Source organism: Cocleimonas flava (genome assembly GCF_004339015.1).
Classification (GTDB): Bacteria; Pseudomonadota; Gammaproteobacteria; order Thiotrichales; family Thiotrichaceae; genus Cocleimonas; species Cocleimonas flava.
On record NZ_SMFQ01000002.1, the window covers coordinates 1,136,941 to 1,154,360 of the forward strand.

15 protein-coding genes, 1 tRNA gene and 1 pseudogene are annotated in these 17,420 nt (G+C 40.5%); 9 read left to right on the forward strand and 8 right to left on the reverse strand.

The genetic code is table 11. The features are described from left to right. Position 1 precedes the first annotated feature (1 nt). On the forward strand, positions 2-154 hold the full coding sequence (locus EV695_RS20120; protein WP_165874622.1) for a DUF5989 family protein: 153 nt from the start codon (positions 2-4) through the stop codon (positions 152-154). Between the two features lie 45 nt (positions 155-199). After that, positions 200-1,165 carry an SGNH/GDSL hydrolase family protein gene (locus tag EV695_RS05155; protein WP_131904825.1) on the forward strand — a complete coding sequence of 322 codons (966 nt, stop codon included), beginning with the start codon at positions 200-202 and terminating at the stop codon, positions 1,163-1,165. 75 nt (positions 1,166-1,240) lie between these two features. Here the strand turns inward: EV695_RS05155 and queA are convergent, their stop codons facing one another. The 3 genes from queA to EV695_RS05170 form a co-directional block, all read right to left on the reverse strand. Continuing rightward, positions 1,241-2,284 carry a tRNA preQ1(34) S-adenosylmethionine ribosyltransferase-isomerase QueA gene (gene queA, locus EV695_RS05160; protein ID WP_131904826.1) on the reverse strand — a complete coding sequence of 348 codons (1,044 nt, stop codon included), beginning with the start codon at positions 2,282-2,284 and terminating at the stop codon, positions 1,241-1,243. Between the two features lie 18 nt (positions 2,285-2,302). Beyond that, positions 2,303-2,743, reverse strand: coding sequence for a MaoC family dehydratase (locus EV695_RS05165; RefSeq protein ID WP_131904827.1), 441 nt, complete (start codon positions 2,741-2,743; stop codon positions 2,303-2,305). A 21-nt stretch (positions 2,744-2,764) separates the two neighbouring features. Beyond that, positions 2,765-2,850: transfer RNA gene (locus EV695_RS05170), tRNA-Leu, on the reverse strand. Between the two features lie 127 nt (positions 2,851-2,977). Here EV695_RS05170 and EV695_RS05175 point away from each other — a divergent pair. Then, complete coding sequence (locus EV695_RS05175) at positions 2,978-3,220, forward strand: HP1242/YdcH family protein (protein ID WP_131904828.1); 243 nt, start codon at positions 2,978-2,980, stop codon at positions 3,218-3,220. Positions 3,221-3,322: 102 nt separating this feature from the next. On the opposite strand, the gene sucD is transcribed toward EV695_RS05175, so the two are convergent. After that, positions 3,323-4,207: a succinate--CoA ligase subunit alpha gene (gene sucD, locus EV695_RS05180; protein WP_131904829.1), complete on the reverse strand. Its 885-nt coding sequence runs from the start codon at positions 4,205-4,207 to the stop codon at positions 3,323-3,325. Between the two features lie 11 nt (positions 4,208-4,218). After that, positions 4,219-5,385 (reverse strand): annotated as a pseudogene (gene sucC, locus EV695_RS05185) (ADP-forming succinate--CoA ligase subunit beta); the annotation flags it as partial. A gap of 283 nt (positions 5,386-5,668) precedes the next feature. Here sucC and EV695_RS05190 point away from each other — a divergent pair. The 5 genes from EV695_RS05190 (at position 5,669) to EV695_RS05210 (ending at position 12,488) form a co-directional block, all read left to right on the forward strand. After that, positions 5,669-5,905 carry a PP0621 family protein gene (locus EV695_RS05190; RefSeq protein WP_131904831.1) on the forward strand — a complete coding sequence of 79 codons (237 nt, stop codon included), beginning with the start codon at positions 5,669-5,671 and terminating at the stop codon, positions 5,903-5,905. Beyond that, positions 5,872-7,530, forward strand: coding sequence for a two-component system sensor histidine kinase NtrB (locus tag EV695_RS05195; RefSeq protein ID WP_131904832.1), 1,659 nt, complete (start codon positions 5,872-5,874; stop codon positions 7,528-7,530). The genes EV695_RS05190 and EV695_RS05195 overlap by 34 nt, the downstream gene beginning before the upstream one ends. A gap of 64 nt (positions 7,531-7,594) precedes the next feature. Further along, positions 7,595-8,971, forward strand: coding sequence for a sigma-54-dependent transcriptional regulator (locus tag EV695_RS05200; RefSeq protein ID WP_131904833.1), 1,377 nt, complete (start codon positions 7,595-7,597; stop codon positions 8,969-8,971). 94 nt (positions 8,972-9,065) lie between these two features. Further along, entirely contained in the window at positions 9,066-10,463 is a 1,398-nt protein-coding gene (locus tag EV695_RS05205) for an OmpP1/FadL family transporter (RefSeq protein WP_131904834.1), read from the forward strand. 12 nt (positions 10,464-10,475) lie between these two features. Next, a complete protein-coding gene (locus EV695_RS05210) occupies positions 10,476-12,488 on the forward strand; it encodes a lipase (protein ID WP_131904835.1) in 2,013 nt (670 codons plus the stop codon). Positions 12,489-12,578: 90 nt separating this feature from the next. Here EV695_RS05210 and EV695_RS05215 read toward each other — a convergent pair whose 3' ends face one another. Genes EV695_RS05215 through EV695_RS05225 form a run of 3 tightly spaced genes read right to left on the reverse strand, consistent with a single transcriptional unit; the run spans position 12,579 to position 15,593 of the window. After that, positions 12,579-13,268, reverse strand: coding sequence for an exonuclease domain-containing protein (locus EV695_RS05215; protein WP_131904836.1), 690 nt, complete (start codon positions 13,266-13,268; stop codon positions 12,579-12,581). Then, on the reverse strand, positions 13,268-15,118 hold the full coding sequence (locus EV695_RS05220) for a DUF294 nucleotidyltransferase-like domain-containing protein (protein ID WP_131904837.1): 1,851 nt from the start codon (positions 15,116-15,118) through the stop codon (positions 13,268-13,270). Before EV695_RS05220 ends, EV695_RS05215 begins: the two co-directional genes overlap by 1 nt. A gap of 22 nt (positions 15,119-15,140) precedes the next feature. Continuing rightward, positions 15,141-15,593, reverse strand: coding sequence for a hypothetical protein (locus tag EV695_RS05225; protein ID WP_131904838.1), 453 nt, complete (start codon positions 15,591-15,593; stop codon positions 15,141-15,143). Between the two features lie 592 nt (positions 15,594-16,185). Here EV695_RS05225 and rnd point away from each other — a divergent pair. After that, on the forward strand, positions 16,186-17,325 hold the full coding sequence (rnd, locus tag EV695_RS05230; RefSeq protein WP_131904839.1) for a ribonuclease D: 1,140 nt from the start codon (positions 16,186-16,188) through the stop codon (positions 17,323-17,325). Positions 17,326-17,420: the final 95 nt, after the last annotated feature.

Consider the following 17,420-nt stretch of genomic DNA (forward strand, 5'->3'; position numbering starts at 1 on the left):
CATGTTAGATTTATTGGGTGACTTATGGTCATTTATGCGTGAGCGCAAAAAGTTTTGGTTGGCACCAATTATTTTGGTCATGGTGTTATTGGGCGCGCTATTAGTGCTTGCTCAAGGTTCGGCAATAGCCCCCTTTATTTATACTTTATTCTAATTAAAGCAAAATGAAAATTAACCTGGAGTTTAATAAAGCAGAACGATGAAAAACGTATTCGGAAACTTGATACTACTGTGTGTGAGTCTCTCTATCATGTTTGTAATAGGTGAGGTGGCTAGCCGATATGTTAGCCCTATATCACCTGGTCCAAGCATTTTGGATATGCAGGGAAATAAACAGCGAATCAGTTATGTATCGCCGAATAAGCAGTTTCGAATAATTACTCCTGATTACGATGCGGTCACAAACATTACACCTGATGGCTATCGAGCTCCTGCGAGTAACGGTAATCCGGAGGTGGTTTTTATCGGGGATTCTTTCACCTATGCTCAAGGGGTGAAAGATCATGAGGCTTTTCCGGCCATTTATTGCAACGCTAAAAACCTTAATTGCGCCAATTTATCGGTGCCTGGTTCCAGTACTTTGTATGAAGTCGATCGACTTGAGTCTTATATAAAGGATAAGGGCTGGCGACCTCAAAAGGTAAATTTCTTCTTTTTTACGGGTAATGATTTTGGTGATAATTTAATCGCTGATGAATTGCGCTCCCAAGGACAAGGCTATGAGCCTGGTGAATTGAATTTAAATCCTGATGCTGAAAACAATAAAGGAACGGTTGAGAAGATTATCGATTTTGGATTAAAGCATTCAAATTTATTACGAGTCGCCTATTACAAAGTATTGCCCATTATTCGAAATGATCCTGAAGAAGCTGAAGCGCAGCTAAACAAGTCACTGAATATTGCTGGTGGGGAGTTTAAACGATTGGATCAACTCAGTAAGGCTTATGGCTTTGAGTATGAGGTTTTTGTGATCTTTCCAGAGCCTGAAATTATTCACAATAAGTATCAGGAATTAGGCAAGAAGTTACAGGATATTTCACCCAAACCTTTAGTCATGTTGGGGGATGTATTTAAAAATAATACTAAAGACTACTTTTTCCCAAGTGATGGTCACTTTAACGTTGAAGGCAATAAAAAGCTTGCGGAGTATTTAATCGCTAGATAATTGGGTATTTTTCGGAAGAAAAAAGTGCCTGTAAGTGGGGAGGTGGCTTTTAAGTTTATTGCTAATTAGTGTTTGCTAAATCTGATTAGCTTTTTCCAAAAACATGGCATCGCCATAACTAAAGAAGCGATATTTTTCTGCTACTGCATGCTCATAGGCAGACATGATATTTTCATAGCCACTGAATGCAGAAACTAGCATGAGCAGCGTGGACTCGGGTACATGGAAGTTTGTCACCATCGCATCTACTACGTTAAATTTAAAACCAGGAGTTATAAAGAGTCGTGTATCGCTCGCAAAAGGCTCGAGCTTACCTGTTTCTTTTGCGGCAGATTCTAAGCTGCGCACACTGGTCGTACCAACAGCAACTACTTTGCTACCTCTGGCTTTGCATGCCGCCACAGCATCACAGGTTTGCTGGGTGACTTCTACCCATTCGGCGTGCATAACATGATCTTCAAGATTGTCGACTCGTACGGGTAAGAAAGTTCCAGCGCCGACGTGAAGCGTAATCTGGGCTGTTTCGACGCCTTTATCTTTTAAAGATTGCAATAATTCATCGGTAAAGTGCAGTCCAGCAGTGGGTGCTGCAACAGCGCCGACTTTATCGGCAAATACTGTTTGGTAGCGTTCTTTGTCTGCTTCTGTGTCTTCTCTTTCAATATAGGGAGGTAGTGGAATATGTCCATATTGATCGAGTAGTTTGAAGATGGATTCTTCGTTCTTAAATTTAATTTCATAGAGTGCATCGTGTCGATCTAGCACTTCTGCATTGATTGCATTTTCTAACAAAAGGCACCCCCCCACTTTAGGGGATTTATTTGCGCGAATATGTGCAAGTGCACGATGATCGTCTAATATTCGTTCAATCAATACTTCTACTTTTCCGCCGCTCTCTTTAAAGCCATTAAGGCGCGCAGGTATTACACGGGTATCGTTGAAGATGAGTAAATCGTTGGGCTGAATCAGGTCAACGATATCTGAAAAGTGTTTGTCATGAACTTCAGCTGGAGTGATACCAGTATTTAAATGAAGTAAGCGACTAGCCGTTCTATCTTCTAAAGCTTCTTGAGCGATAAGCTCTGGAGGAAGCGAATAACTAAAGTCACTCAGCTGCATTAGAACGAGTCGAACTGATTATTCTTGAGGGCGTTTTTTTACAACGACACCTGCATCACCACGAATGATTGCTTTGCCATCGACTAGGCAAGAAACTTTCATTTTAACGCGGCCAGTTTTTTCATTGATTTCAGCAACTTCAGCACGTGCTGTCACTTCTTCATCAATAAAAGCAGGTTTGCGGAAGCGCATGTTTAATTCAACAAATATCGCTCCAGGACCCGGTAGGTCGTTACCTAGAACGGCAGAAATCAGAGAGGCTGATAGAGCTCCATGGGCAATTCGTTTCCCAAACATAGTAGTTGCTGCATACTCAGCATCCATGTGTACTGGATTAAAATCGCCTGAAAGTTCTGCAAAGGCATTGATTTTATCAGCAGAAACGACCATGGTCTTTTCTGCTGCCATCCCGATGGTTAAATCTTCGAGATAGTAGCCTTGTTGATTAGATGTTGTCATAAAGTTTCACTTCTATAAAAGTGGTGCCAGTGGTCGGAATCGAACCGACACTCCCAGAGGGAACAGGATTTTGAATCCAGCGCGTCTACCAATTCCGCCACACTGGCACAGATTCAAGCGCGGAAGTATATCACTTGTTTTAAAAAACAAAAGGGGGAAGTTGAGTTAAATCAACGTGACTTTCCTTTTTCGGATATATCATTCAGTTATAATGTTTAAAAATAGGAGTTAAATATGTTTGGAGAGAATCACGATCTACACCATGAGTTTCCTGAGTACAAAGAAAAAATTCATGAATTAAAAATGAATGATGCGCATTTTCAGCGTTTATTTAAGGAATACGATGAAATTGTTCATCAGATAACACGGGTAGAACAGGAAATCGAAACACCATCAGATGATGTTATCGAAGAAATGAAGAAGCAGCGCCTGCATTTAAAAGATCAATTATTTGCAATGCTCAAAGCTGAAGAATAATTATTTAGAATTGTAAAAATGCAGTAAACAAAAAAGCCGGGCCACTGTTAAGTGACCCGGCTTTTTTATTGCTTAAATTTCTTAATACAGTATTAATGTAGATTAAGAGATTGCTTTAAGCAGTGTAGATCCCATTTCAGAAGGGTTAAGTGTCACGTGCGCACCAGCTTCTTCAAGAGCATCAATTTTTGACTGAGCAGTACCTTGACCACCAGAAATGATAGCGCCAGCATGGCCCATACGTTTTCCTGGAGGAGCAGTAACACCTGCGATGAAGCCAACAACTGGCTTAGTCATGTTTTCTTTCATCCATGCAGCACATTCTTCTTCATCAGTACCACCGATCTCACCACACATAACAACTGCGTGTGTTTCTGGATCATCGTTAAACATCTTCATGACATCAAGGTGCTTCAATCCATTAACTGGATCGCCACCAATACCAACACATGATGACTGGCCAAGGCCAAGTTGTGTTACTTGATGTACTGCTTCATAAGTTAATGTACCAGAACGAGATACGATTCCGATATTACCTTTCTTATGTATGTAACCAGGCATGATTCCGATCTTAACTTCTTCAGGAGTGATAACACCTGGGCAGTTAGGACCAACAAGAATAGTCTTGCTGTTCATTTTGCGCATACGGTCACGAGTTTTGATCATATCCGCAACTGGGATACCTTCTGTGATACAGATAACTAAATCAAGTTCAGCATCTACCGCTTCGTCGATTGCAGCAGCTGCAAATCTAGGTGGTACATAGATAACAGAAGCATTAACGCCGTGTTCTGCTTTAGCATCAGCTACATTGTTGTATACAGGTACGCCTTGAACTTCCTGGCCTTCTTTGCCTGGCGTAACACCAGCAACAAAACAGTCTCTACCAAATGCATAGTCTAAGCATTGCTTGGTATGGAATTCACCTGTTTTACCTGTGATACCTTGAGTAACAATACGTGTATCTTTGTTTATTAAAATAGACATGTGTGAACTCCTTAAGCTTTAACTGCAGCTACGATTTTCTCTGCTGCATCAGCCATAGTGGTAGCTGTTTGTAATTTAACATCAGACTCATCAAGAATCTGGCGACCTTTTTCAACGTTGGTGCCTTCTAGACGAACTACCAATGGAACTTTCATGTCTACTTGTTTTGCAGCAGCTACAATACCTTCTGCAATAACGTCACACTGCATGATACCACCGAAGATATTAACTAGAATGCCTTCAACATTTTCATTACCAAGCATGATTTTGAATGCTTCAGTAACTTGCTCAGCATTCGCTCCGCCACCTACATCAAGGAAGTTTGCTGGATCGCCACCGTATAATTTGATGATGTCCATGGTTGCCATTGCAAGTCCTGCACCGTTAACCAAACAACCGATGTTGCCATCTAGAGAGATGTAAGATAAATCCCATTTAGATGCTTCAATTTCGTTAGCGTCTTCTTCGTCAAGGTCGCGGTAAGCAACGATTTCTGGTTGACGGTAAAGTGCGTTTGAATCGATGTTGAATTTTGCGTCAAGAGCAATAACACGCTTGTCGCCAGTGATAACAAGAGGATTAATCTCTGCAAGTGATGCATCAGATTTAACAAATGCTTCATAAAGACCAGCTAAGAAATCAGCGCCTTCAGAAATTGCTTCAGCAGGCATGCCAATTTTTGCACAAACGTCTTCAGCTTCAGCTCTGTTTAAACCTTCAGTAGGGTCAACGTAAATCTTGATGATTTTCTCAGGAGTTTCTTCTGCAACTTCTTCGATACTCATGCCGCCTTCAGAGCTACACATAAGAACAACTTTTTGTGTCTCGCGGTCAACTAAAGCACCTACATAGAGTTCATCCGCAATATCTGCGCCTTCTTCTATATATAGTCGTTTAACTTCTTTTCCTTCTGGACCAGTTTGGTGAGTTACTAACTGCATGCCTAAGATAGCATCAGCGTATTCACGAACTTGCTCCATAGAAGTAGCAACTTTTACTCCGCCGCCCAAGCCTCGTCCACCTGCGTGAATCTGTGCTTTTACGACCCATACTTTGCCGCCCAATTTTTCCGCCGCTGCAACGGCTTCATCAACTGAGAAGCAAGCTATACCACGTGGAGTAGTAACTCCATATTTTCTCAGGATTTCTTTACCCTGATATTCATGTACGTTCATCTTTTTCTCTGATAAGTGAAATGATTAATGCGTGTTATAGCTAAATTATCAGCTAAACACATGGCTTCTATATAACGGCGGCTATCATACAGATAAATGCCGTGAATCGGTAGCAAGCAAACTAATAGAAGGCATAAAGTGATAATATATAAGGGTTTGCTTGTGTATCAGTACTAATAATATCTAGATATACCATTATTATAGCTTTGTTTGAGGGAGCTTATTATTATTTTGAATAATTGCAGGTATAATCGATTTTACTTAAAATTTTTAGAGATATTTCCGTATGGGACGCATTTTTCTTGTTCTCGTTCTGCTGGCAGTCAGCTTGTATGTTGTAAAATACCTTCGAACAAAGCTGGATGAATCACAAAAGAAGATAAAAAAAGACAGCAATACGACCTCTGATAAAAACAAAATGGTCAAATGTCTTAATTGTGGTTTACATATTCCAGAAAAAGAAGCGATAAAAATAGGGGATAAGGTATTTTGCAGTCTGGAGCACGCACAGGAGAAATTGTAGGAAGTATTGGGGGTGTTAGTTCTTCAGAAATAGTTGTATCTACAGATCCTTGGGCACCGATACAGTTATACAGTGTTTATAGGCTGATTCTAGCTGGGATTCTATTGGTTTTAAGTTTAACCGAGGTTTCTGCGGTTCGGATTGGTGGTTACGATGAAGTCGTGTTCTCACAAGCTGTTAATATCTATCTTGGGGTTGCTGTACTAGGTATTTTCCTTGCTCATTTCAGGCAACCTGGTGCAAATTATCAGGTATATCTAAACTCTGTTTCAGACATAGTTTTTCTGTTAATCGTTGCCTATAGCAGCGGTGGTATTACCTCTGGCCTTGGAATTCTTCTTTTATTACCCGTTATTCTGCCAAGTATTTTAAGCCCCGGGCAAATATCTTTATTACTCTCCGCATCAACAGTTATTGCATTATTGGGGTTAGAGACTTATTTGCACTCTCTAAATGTGGATTCAAGCAATGAAATATTCCACACGGGCGTGCTTTCCCTTTTTATCATGGTTATTTCTTTGGCGGCTGGTAGCTGGTTTGAGAAAGCTTCAAAAACGGCGGAACTGGCTAAACGCCGTGGTATCGATTTAGCGAATCTTTCACAGTTGAATCAATCGATACTCGATCAATTGCAAACCGGAATCATAGTATTAGATCATCAGGCGTGTATAAGGCATTTGAATCCAACAGCGTGGGATATGCTAGGCCAACCCGGGGACTGGAGAGAGAAAACATTAAAGGAATTTGCGCCTGAATTACACTCTCATCTAGATTATTGGCGGCATAATGTTTCTCCCAAAGTCGCGAGTTACGATATAAAGCATTGGAAATCTACGGAATTTACTATGCGGCTTTCCCAGTTGGGGATTAAGAATCAGGGCGTTGTATTGATGTATTTGGAAGATACTAGAATGCAACGTGAAAAGCAGCAAGATGTGAAAATGGCTTCTTTAGGTCAATTAACCGCCAATATTGCACATGAAATCCGAAATCCTTTAGGTGCGATTAGTCATGCGGCACAATTACTTTCAGAGTCTCCTGTTTTAGATAAAGCAGATGAAAGAATGATTCAAATTATTCAAGCGAACTCAAAACGCATGAATGGCACCATAGAAAGCGTATTAAATCTCTCACGTAAAAGTAATCCAAAGCGTGAAAACATCAGATTAAAACTCTGGTTAAATGATTTTATCAACGATTTTGTAATGCAGTCTTCATTACAAAAGAATCAGGTTAGTCTGTTTTTAGATGTTCCTGATGCTGCTATCCAGTTTGATCCAACACATTTGCATCAAGTCATGTGGAACCTCTGCCGTAATGCAGAAAAGTATGCGCGAGATGATGTGTCTGAGTTGCATATAGACATTCAAGGAACGCACCCAAGTCATACCAGAGACATTATGCTGAGCATTATTGATAATGGAAAAGGTGTGCCAGATAAAAATATAGATCGGTTGTTTGAGCCTTTCTTCACTACAAGCTCAAAAGGAGAAGGGACGGGACTAGGTTTATTCATGGCGAGAGAGCTGTGTTTAAGCAATGGCGCCTCGCTCGAATATATTAAGCTACCAGCCGGAGGTAGCTGTTTTAGATTGATTTTTTCACAGTCTAATTTAGAGAACTAATATTTAGATAATTAAAATAAGAATAGATAAAAAGTAAAAATAATAAGTAAAAGAGAAAAATAAGATGACTCAACGTGTACTAGTTATTGATGATGAACCAGATATTCGCGAACTATTAGAACTAACACTGCTTCGAATGGGCTTGGAAACAGCTACTGCCGGAACGGTTAAAGATGGATTATTGGAAATACAGAATTTCCAGCCTGACTTGTGTTTAACTGATATGAAACTTCCTGATGGAACTGGATTTGATATTGTTAGATATATCCAGAGAGAACATTCTCACGTTCCTGTTGCTGTAATCACTGCATTTGGCAGTATGGAAGGCGCGGTTGAGGCGTTAAAAGCAGGAGCCTATGACTTCGTTTCAAAACCTGTGGACCTCGCTAAATTAAGGGATTTAGTGCAAACGGCTTTGAAGCTTTCGCAAAAAGGCGGTCCAGATGCTTCTTCAGGAAACGCTGAATACGATGCTGGTTCGAATCCAATTATTGGAGAATCTCCTGCGATAGAGCTTTTAAAGAAGACAATAGCGAAATTAGCGCGAAGTCAGGCTCCAGTATTTATTCATGGTGCTTCAGGTACAGGTAAAGAATTAGTCGCGAAACAAATACACCTGCAAAGCCCGCGCTCCTCTGGCGCTTTTGTTCCCGTTAACTGTGGTGCGATCCCGGAAAGTTTGATGGAAAGTGAATTTTTCGGTCATAAAAAAGGCAGTTTCACCGGGGCTGTAGAAGATAAGGCTGGATTATTCCAGGCAGCACATCATGGTACTTTATTCCTTGATGAGGTGGCTGATTTACCGCTGAGTATGCAAGTAAAATTACTGCGTGCAATACAGGAAAAAGCCGTAAAGTCAGTAGGTGGTGTGGAAGAAGTATCAATTGACACACGTATTTTAAGTGCGACGCATAAAAATCTCGAAGAAGAAGTCGAAAAAGGTCATTTCAGACAAGATCTGTATTACAGATTAAATGTGATCAAATTAGACGTGCCTTCTTTGGAAGAACGTGGAAACGATATTCTATTACTGGCTGAGCACTTTTTGAATCTGATTGCTGAAAGGTGGCAATTACCTAAAGCCGCTCTTTCCAATGAGTCGATAAAGGTATTATCTAATTATCCTTTCCCTGGCAATGTGCGTGAATTAGAGAATATTTTAGAGCGCGCTTGTACTTTATCTGATGGTGAATTCATAGAACCAGAAGATCTACAACTGTCTTCAATAGCAACAGATGTAAGATCTGTGGTTAAAAACGAGCCCATTTTAGAGCGATCGCTCGAAAAACCGGACTTTTCGTCAGGGAATGAGAAAGAGCAAATATTACATGCACTAAATCAGACGCGATGGAACAGAACCGCTGCTGCAAAGACGTTGGGGATGACTTTTAGACAGTTGAGATACAGAATTAAAAAATACGATTTAGATCAATTACCTTAGCAATTTGATATAAATCAATAAAAATTAGACGTTTTGTCATTTGTTTACTATTCTTATTTGGCAAGAAACCACCCGCTAAATAAGGAATTATTATATGCCAATAAAAATAACGCTTAATAAAGCAGTATTATTTTCGACACTCCCGTTACTATTTGCATCACAAACAGCATACTCCGCTGGCTTTGCATTAATTGAAAATTCCGCAGCTGGAATGGGCAAAGCTTTTGCAGGAGCCGCAGCGGCAGCTGAAGATGCATCAACAGTATGGTTTAACCCAGCAGGCATGGACTATTTGGGCAAAAGTCTGGACGGAAAATCACTGGTTACTCAAGCTGGACATATCGTTTCAGCAAAAACAAAATACACTGACAAGGGCTCAACAGCACCAGCGGCACTGAATGCACAACTTGGCGGAGTAGATGAGAACAAGAGAATCACTAGTTTCATACCTAATTTGTATTATGTGAAGCCAGTAAATGAAAAATTACACTTTGGCCTAGGTATCAATGGTCCGTTTGGTTCTAAAACCGATTACGATAAAGACTGGTATGGTCGATATCAATCTACCTTGACAGATCTTTTGTCTATCAATATTAATCCGGCATTATCATGGAAAGCTAGCGACAAATTAAGCCTTGGGGCTGGAGTTAGTGCGCAATATGTAAAACTTACTTCATTGTCAGCAGCTATTGATTCAGCTGGTTTTTGTCGAAGCGCAGCTATCCAAACAGGAAATTCAGACTTATTTAGTGGTTGTAATGCCGTATATCCGAATGCAGCACAACCGGAAACAGATTCTTACAATGAACTCACTGGGGATAGCATTGCATTTGGTTATAATCTCGGTCTCCTCTATCAACCTACAGATAAAACTCGATTGGGCTTAAGTTACCGTTCTAAAGTTAAGCACGATGTTGATGGTGAAGTTAAATTTGATCTAGATCCCGGCTTAACTGCAGTTTCTCTTAATGGGGTTCCTCAACTTCAAGATAGAGATGTAAAAGCATCTGTTGAGCTACCAGATTCCTTGTCTTTCTCTGTTGCGCATAAAGTGAACGATAAACTCGAATTGCTTGGAGATATCACCTGGACTGGGTGGAGCTCGTTTCAAGAGTTAAAAGTAACTGAAGTTGATGGTGTTACTGAAGTTTCAACGACTCCTGAAGAATGGGAAGATGTTTATCGTATTTCTGTCGGTGCAAATTATAAATATAACGAGAAATTAACACTTCGTACTGGTGTTGCTTATGATGAAGAGCCAATTCCTTCAGCAGAATTACGCACACCAAGAATTCCAGGAAATGATCGTACGTGGATCTCGTTTGGCGCAGGTTATAAGTGGAGTAAAAATCTAGATCTTGATTTTGGTTACTCGCATCTATTCTTAAAAGAAACCGCTATTGATAATCCGGGTGAAAATGGATATGCAGTACGTGGTACTTATAAAAGCAGTGTGGACATTCTTAGTGCACAACTTAACTATAAATTTTAAGGGGAGCGTATAATGAGAATATCTACAAAATTAACAGCAACTTTTGCGTCTGTATTATTTTTAACCGCTTGTGGTGGGGGTTCAAATCACGATTTTGATACGCCTATCGAAACGGTTGAAGCTGCTCCACCTAATGGGCCAATTTTTGACCCGGCAGCTGGTAAGTTACCAACGACAAATGATTTGTTTTTCCAGGGTTCAGCAGACGGTACTCTAAATATACCGAATACAACTGATAGCCCGGTAATTCCGCAAATCAATACATTGGATGGTTTCTCAACCAGTAACCCAATAATTGCTGACTTTGGAATGGCTCTTGATCAATCTAGTTTGACTGTGGGTGATTCAATTAGAATCTTCCAGGTTTCAAAAGATTTATTGACCGGCGCAGTAACAGGAATAGAGCGTGAAGCAACAGCGGCTGAATTTACGGCTGCTGCGATTGGTGATGGATCTACCTTGGCTTTGATTCCAAATGCCCCAATGGCTGAAAGTACTAGTTTTATGGTTGTACTAACCAACAAAATTAAAGGTGCTGATGGTTCAAATGCAGTGAGTGCAAGTGCGTATATCATTGCAAGAAGTACTGTTCCTTTAACAGGTGGTGATTACAACGATTTAGAACCACTTCGACAGTCTGTAAATAACCATGAAACGGTTGCAAGTGCTTTGGGTGGTGTTGATAAAGACAGTATTGTATTGACCTGGTCTTTCACTACTCAATCAATCACTCCTGTGCTTTCTGCTGTTGAAGCGAGTGCAAAAGCTGAATCATTAATTGTTGTACCTACGGGTCAATCTACCAATGATGTAAACAGCAGTTTAATGGGATCAGCAAATGTCTATGTGGGAACTCTGGATGTTCCTTATTACTTAGAAACACCGTCGGCAGAAAATCCTACAGCACCTCTTACGGGTTACTGGATGGGAGCTGGTGGAAGTTCTCTAACGCGTTTTAATCCGGCACCTGTCGCTAATACAATATTGACTATTCCTGTGATGATGACGATGCCTCAAGGCGAAGCTCCGGCTGAAGGTTTCCCGGTTGTTATTTACCAGCATGGTATAACGAGAAATAGAACAGATGTTTTGGTCTATGCCGATGCAATGGCTAATGCTGGATTTGCAGTAATCGCTATTGATCTACCTATGCATGGGGCATCTAAAACGGTCACAGTTGGCGATGTGGAAGTACCTAATCCATTCCACGCAAGTAATACAGACTTCAATGAGACAGAGCTTTCTTTCGATCTGGATTTTGTTAACAACACAACGGGTGAAGCTGGACCAGATGGTATTATCGATGCTTCAGGTACTCACTTTATAAATCTACAAAGTCTTCTGACATCACGAGATAATATAAGACAAGGTGTTGCCAATCTTCTTACCTTACGTAAAAGTTTAGGTAATATTGTGAATGGTATGGATGGTTCTACTATCAAAATAGATACCAGTAAAACAGGCTTTGTAGCGCATTCTCTCGGTGGAGTGGTTGGAACGACTTATCTAGGTGTTGAGACTCAGTCATTACCGAGCTCAGTAGTAACAGCAGGTGCGCCAATCAGTAAGATTCTAATTGATTCTGATTCGTTTGGACCTCGTATCGTTGCTGGCCTTGAAGCTCAGGGTGTGACAGGTGATGATTTGACTGCGTTTTATCAAGCAGCACAGTGGATTGTGGATTCTACAGATCCAGTTAATTTCGCGAGTAAAGCTGTAGCTAACAATGCTATCCACATGATCAAAGTCATCGATGATGGCACCGTACCTAATTCAAGTACGGATGTTCTCTCGAGCTTAATCGGGGCAAGCGCAGTTAGCTCAACAGTTACTGATATTGCGCCGGGTAATGCAGGTATTGTTACTTTCAATATAGGAGCACATAGTTCTCCACTTACGCCAGCAGGCCCGAATGGTGCATTAGAGTATCTTAATGTGTTCACTGAAATGCATACTCAATTGGCTACTTTCCAGGGTTCAGGTGGTACAACAATACTCATTAGCAATCCTGAGATTATTGAATAAAGCGTATTTAGCATTGCTTTAGACTAAAAGTCACCCCCCTACTTTGAGGCCTTTATTTAAAAAAGCCTTCAAAGTAGGGGGGTGACTTTTTTATTTGGATAGAATATCTTTTAAGCGGACTCTTTCTAGTCCATCACCGTTGGCCATTTGTGCCAGAAATAATTCGGCTGTAGCAATCGCATCTTCCAAAGCGCTATGCGCATTATATCTGGGCAGTCCGTAATCAGCTCTTAGATTGAATAAGCGTAAAGAATTAGGCGAGAATCCTTGAGGGCGCTTATCCTGACGTTTTTGCGCTATTGCTAATGTATCAACAATCAGTAACGGTGGCGTATCGCCATAGATTTCTTTGCAAGCCGTGTTAAAGAAATTTCTTTCTATCTTGTCGTAATGCACTAACAAGACCCGCCCTTTCATCTTTTCTAATAACAATGCCAAGACATCATGTAAATGCTCGCCTGTCATCGCTCGATCATCCGTTATTTTATGGATGACGACACTTTCTGGTGGAATTTCGCGATTCACTTGAATGAAGTGATGGCTGTTTTCGCTCAACTTTATTTTGCCGTTTTTGATCAGTGTAGAGCCAATGGAGAGAATGGCTTCTTTACTGGCATCTAATCCCGTCGTTTCAAAATCCAGCGCTAGAAATTCAACTTCCGAAGCTGGTAACTTTAAATCTGGAAATGGCGTGGAAAGGTAATCTTTGAGTATCTCATTTTCCACTTTTTCTAAAAGCGCTTGTCTTTTTTTATCTGGATTAGTGAAGAAAGAAAACATTAGCTGAGTCTTTCCATTGCAGTTTGCAAGGTACTGACAATCTCGAAAGAATCTTTAAGGTGTCTGCGCTCTAAAGAAGAAAGCTCTTCCGGTGGCACATGATTATCAGCAATTTTGCCATTTTCAATTTGCATCGCCTGATGCTTAAGTCGAACCGTTGAAATAAATTCAAATGCATCTTTCAAATCGGCTCTGCCTTCCTGACTCAAAACGCCTGCTATAGCGGCTTCATCTAATCGTTCTTGAGTATTAATAACGTGAGAGCCTGCTTTTAAGGCATAAACACGTGCAAGGTCGATAATAGGAACAACACCTCTTTTCTTCATATTAAGTGCTTTCTGTTCAGCACCCGTTTTTTCCAGTACAAAATGTCTGAATAAACCTAAGGGTGGTCGATAATGCAAAGCGTTATCCACCATGAGATTGATGAAAAGGTCGCTCTTCTTGGTTCGTTTATATACCTTGGTTTGCAATGCTTCGAGTAATTGTTGTTCGCCATGAATGCAGCGTAAATCAAAAAAGATACTGGCATACATAAGTGGTTTTGGTTCGGGTTCATCTATCCACTTTTTGAAGTATGCTAACCAGGTGGAAAAAGGCTGACGCCATTTTTTATTCGTTGCCATGACATCGCCCGGGCAATAAATATAACCGCAGGCATCCAGACCATCAGAAACAAACTTCGCCAGAGCGAGGAAATATTCGTCGTGTTTTTCCTCGACATAATCATCCGATAAGATCAGCGCATTGTCTTGATCAGAATGAGCTGTCTGTTCATTGCGGGCTTGAGACCCTGCAATGATAAATGCGTAAGGTACAGGCGGCGGACCGAGTTTATCTTCGGCCATACGTAATAAACGTTTAGCAATCGATTCGCCTATCGAGCTAATTGAATGTGCGGTATCGTCAGCATTGAGACCGCTATTAACAAGATTTACCAGTGTTGGCGCGAGTTGCTTGCTTAAGCTGGTAAGTTCTTCGACGGATTTTGCTCGATGAATTTCGTTGATCAGGTAAACGGCATTGTTACTTTGCTGGCGAATAATATCTGCCGCAGTAACCATTGATTTGATTATATTGTTTTCTAGTACGGGTATATGGCGAATATTGTTTCTGGCCATTGTTAATAGCGCCTGAGATGCAGTGGCTGTGGAAGGCATGGTTATTAGGTTGCGTGTCATGATGGTATCAACGCTATCTTCCAGATTAAGCCCTTTTGCAACTACCTTGGTACAGAATTCACGGTCTGTAATGATTCCCTGTATGTTGGTCTCACCAGAATTTATCACTAATAACGCACTCACGTGCTCGTTAGTCATTCTATTGGCGGCTTCCCTAATGGTAGTGTTAGATTCTACAATTAACGGCGTAGCGTGCGATAACTCGCTGACACGGGTAGAAATTAGTGAGCTACGCTCATTGTTGCTAATAGTTTTAATAGCACTGCGCAGACGCTCGTGTTTTCTTTCAGAGAAATATTCTCTAATCCCTTCTTCTTCTTTTAATAATTTTTTGAAAACAGGAGCGGCAATGATATATAGCAACGAGTCTTCAATTGCCATCACTTTGCGAGTAACAATACCACTGAGCATGGTGGAGCGATGTCCGGCCCAATCCCCTTCAGAAAGTTGAGCCGCTATATTCCCTTCCGTATCGTAAAGTTCTAATGCACCCGTACGTATCAGGTACAACGATTGATTTTCATCACCAGGGGTCAATAAAGGTTTCCCCCTGCGTAAATAAGTAACTTCGAGTGTTTTGACTATTTCATCAAGGGTCTTAGCTGAAAGTTTATCTAATGGAGAACAGGTCTCCAGATATTCGCGAATTTCTAGTTGCTCTATTTCCATGATTATTTTTGTACAGTTAAAGTTAGTATTTGATAGGGAACTCAGCTAAATGAAGTGCGGCTTTATAGGATACGGCAAGTCGTATTTTCATGTTGTCGGGAGTTACCGTACCTGTAGGCATTAATTCTATGGTCCAGCGTTTTTTATCACCTGAGTCTACCATTTTTACGGGTTGGGCTTCCTCCCCATCAATGATTATTGACATTGCGACATCATCGAGTGATGTTTTTGAGAGTAATTCAATAGGCAATAAGCGTTGATAACTTGGTGGTGCTTGAAACTTGAGGTGCATTTCCATGCCTACACCAAGAATTTCACAACGGTCTTCAACAGGAAGGCAACTATCATCGGTGACCACTAGCATTTTATCTAGATCTTCTGCTTTTTCTTCATCGGAATAGATGCCCGCAAGGAAATAACCTCCTAGCGCTAGAAAAGGTGACATTAGGATGGCGATTAACAAGTGTTTATTCATAAAGTATTCTTTTCTCGGAAGTTTATCAGTTGGCCATTCATCAGAAAGTGGTGAAGTTGGTCGTTTTCACGATGAAGATAATAGTTAATTATGCGATATTACCGTTACACATCAGGAGTTACTATATTTTTAATTCAATGTTTTGCTTAGCTAATAACAATAACAAAGCCCCCGATTTTATCTATGTTGTTAGCCCGGAGTCCTTTGGACTCTCCACTCTTATATAAGCCACCCCTTGCTTATTTAAGAGTTTTTACCAGACTTCGGTCTGGTTTTTATTCAACTGTGAAATCGATAACAATATTTATGAATATTAGAATTCACAGATAAAAAAAAGCCTATTCATTGAATAGGCTTTTTAGTGTGTCGGTAAGGGGGAGCATCCTCCGTTTCCGACGTTACCCCTCCTAGCGGTTGGAGGAATTCTTCTACGCCTCAAGAATGCGCTTTGTTAGCAATACTGTCAATAAACAGAAAAATATTCCAATATTATTAATTACTTATAAAGATTCTACAATCTTGGATAAATAAGTATCAAATTTAAAAACAGTGCTTTATGCTCAAGTATTGATTTTAATACTTTGGTGCAACAGTGTTTGACCTGATTGAGACAACAGAACAACTACAAAACTTTGTAAATAAAATTAGTAACGCAAGCTGGGTTGCAATTGATACCGAATTCCTGCGCGAAAAAACTTACTACGCAAAACTCTGTCTGGTGCAGGTGGAAGCAGAGGGTTTAAGAGCCTGTATCGACCCATTATCTATTGACGATATTTCGTCATTTTCCTCAATCTTGCACAACCCTAATATCGTCAAAGTACTACATGCTGCGCATCAGGATTTAGAGATATTACTCCAATTAACAGGGAAAGTACCCGCGCCAATCTTTGATACACAGGTTGCGGCATCTGTTTTAGGTATCGGCGATCAAATGGGTTATGCCAGATTGGTAGAGGATATGCTGGGTGTTAGTCTGGCAAAAACCCAATCGAGAACCGATTGGTCTAAGCGCCCACTCAAGCCAGCGCAATTGGAATATGCGATTGATGATGTGCGTTATCTTGCGCAAATTTATCCAAAGATGATTGATAAATTAAAAGAGCAGGATCGATTAAGCTGGCTTGATAAGGATTTTACGAGAGCGACAGACCCAGAAGTCTATGCCAGTAACGCACGTGAACGATGGAAAAAAGTCCGAGGCAACCAAGTATTAAAACGACCTCAACTGGCTATTTTAAGAGAGCTGGCAGCATGGCGAGAAGACAAAGCAGAAAAATCTGACAGACCCAGAAAGTGGATAGTGAGTGATGATATTTTGCTGGATTTGTCCAGACAACAGCCGTCAAATCTAACTGAGATTGGAGAAATCAGAGGTATTAATGCGGATAGAAGCAGTAATACTCACCAAATCTGGTTAGATTTGATTAAAAAAGGTCAAAATACGCCAGAAGAAGAATGGCCCGAACTACCGAGAAGCAAAAAGCCATCACCCAATCAAAATGCGCTTATAGATTTATTGATGATAGTGGTACAAATTCAGGCTAAAAAGCACAATATTACAGCAGCTGTGATTGCGACAAGAAAGCAATTGGCGACGTTGGTTCAATCTGGTGAATCAAGACTTTCTGATGATTGGCGTGGTGAATTAGTGAATGAGCAAATTCACAAAGTAATGTCTGGTGAAATGACGATAGGCGTAGAAAATTCCATCGTGAGTTTAATAGAATAATTTAACTGGCTAATCGACTCTTGATAAACGTTTCAAAATCGCCATCTTTAAACAATATCCATATTCAAAAGTCATCATAAAAACTAAGTGAGCAT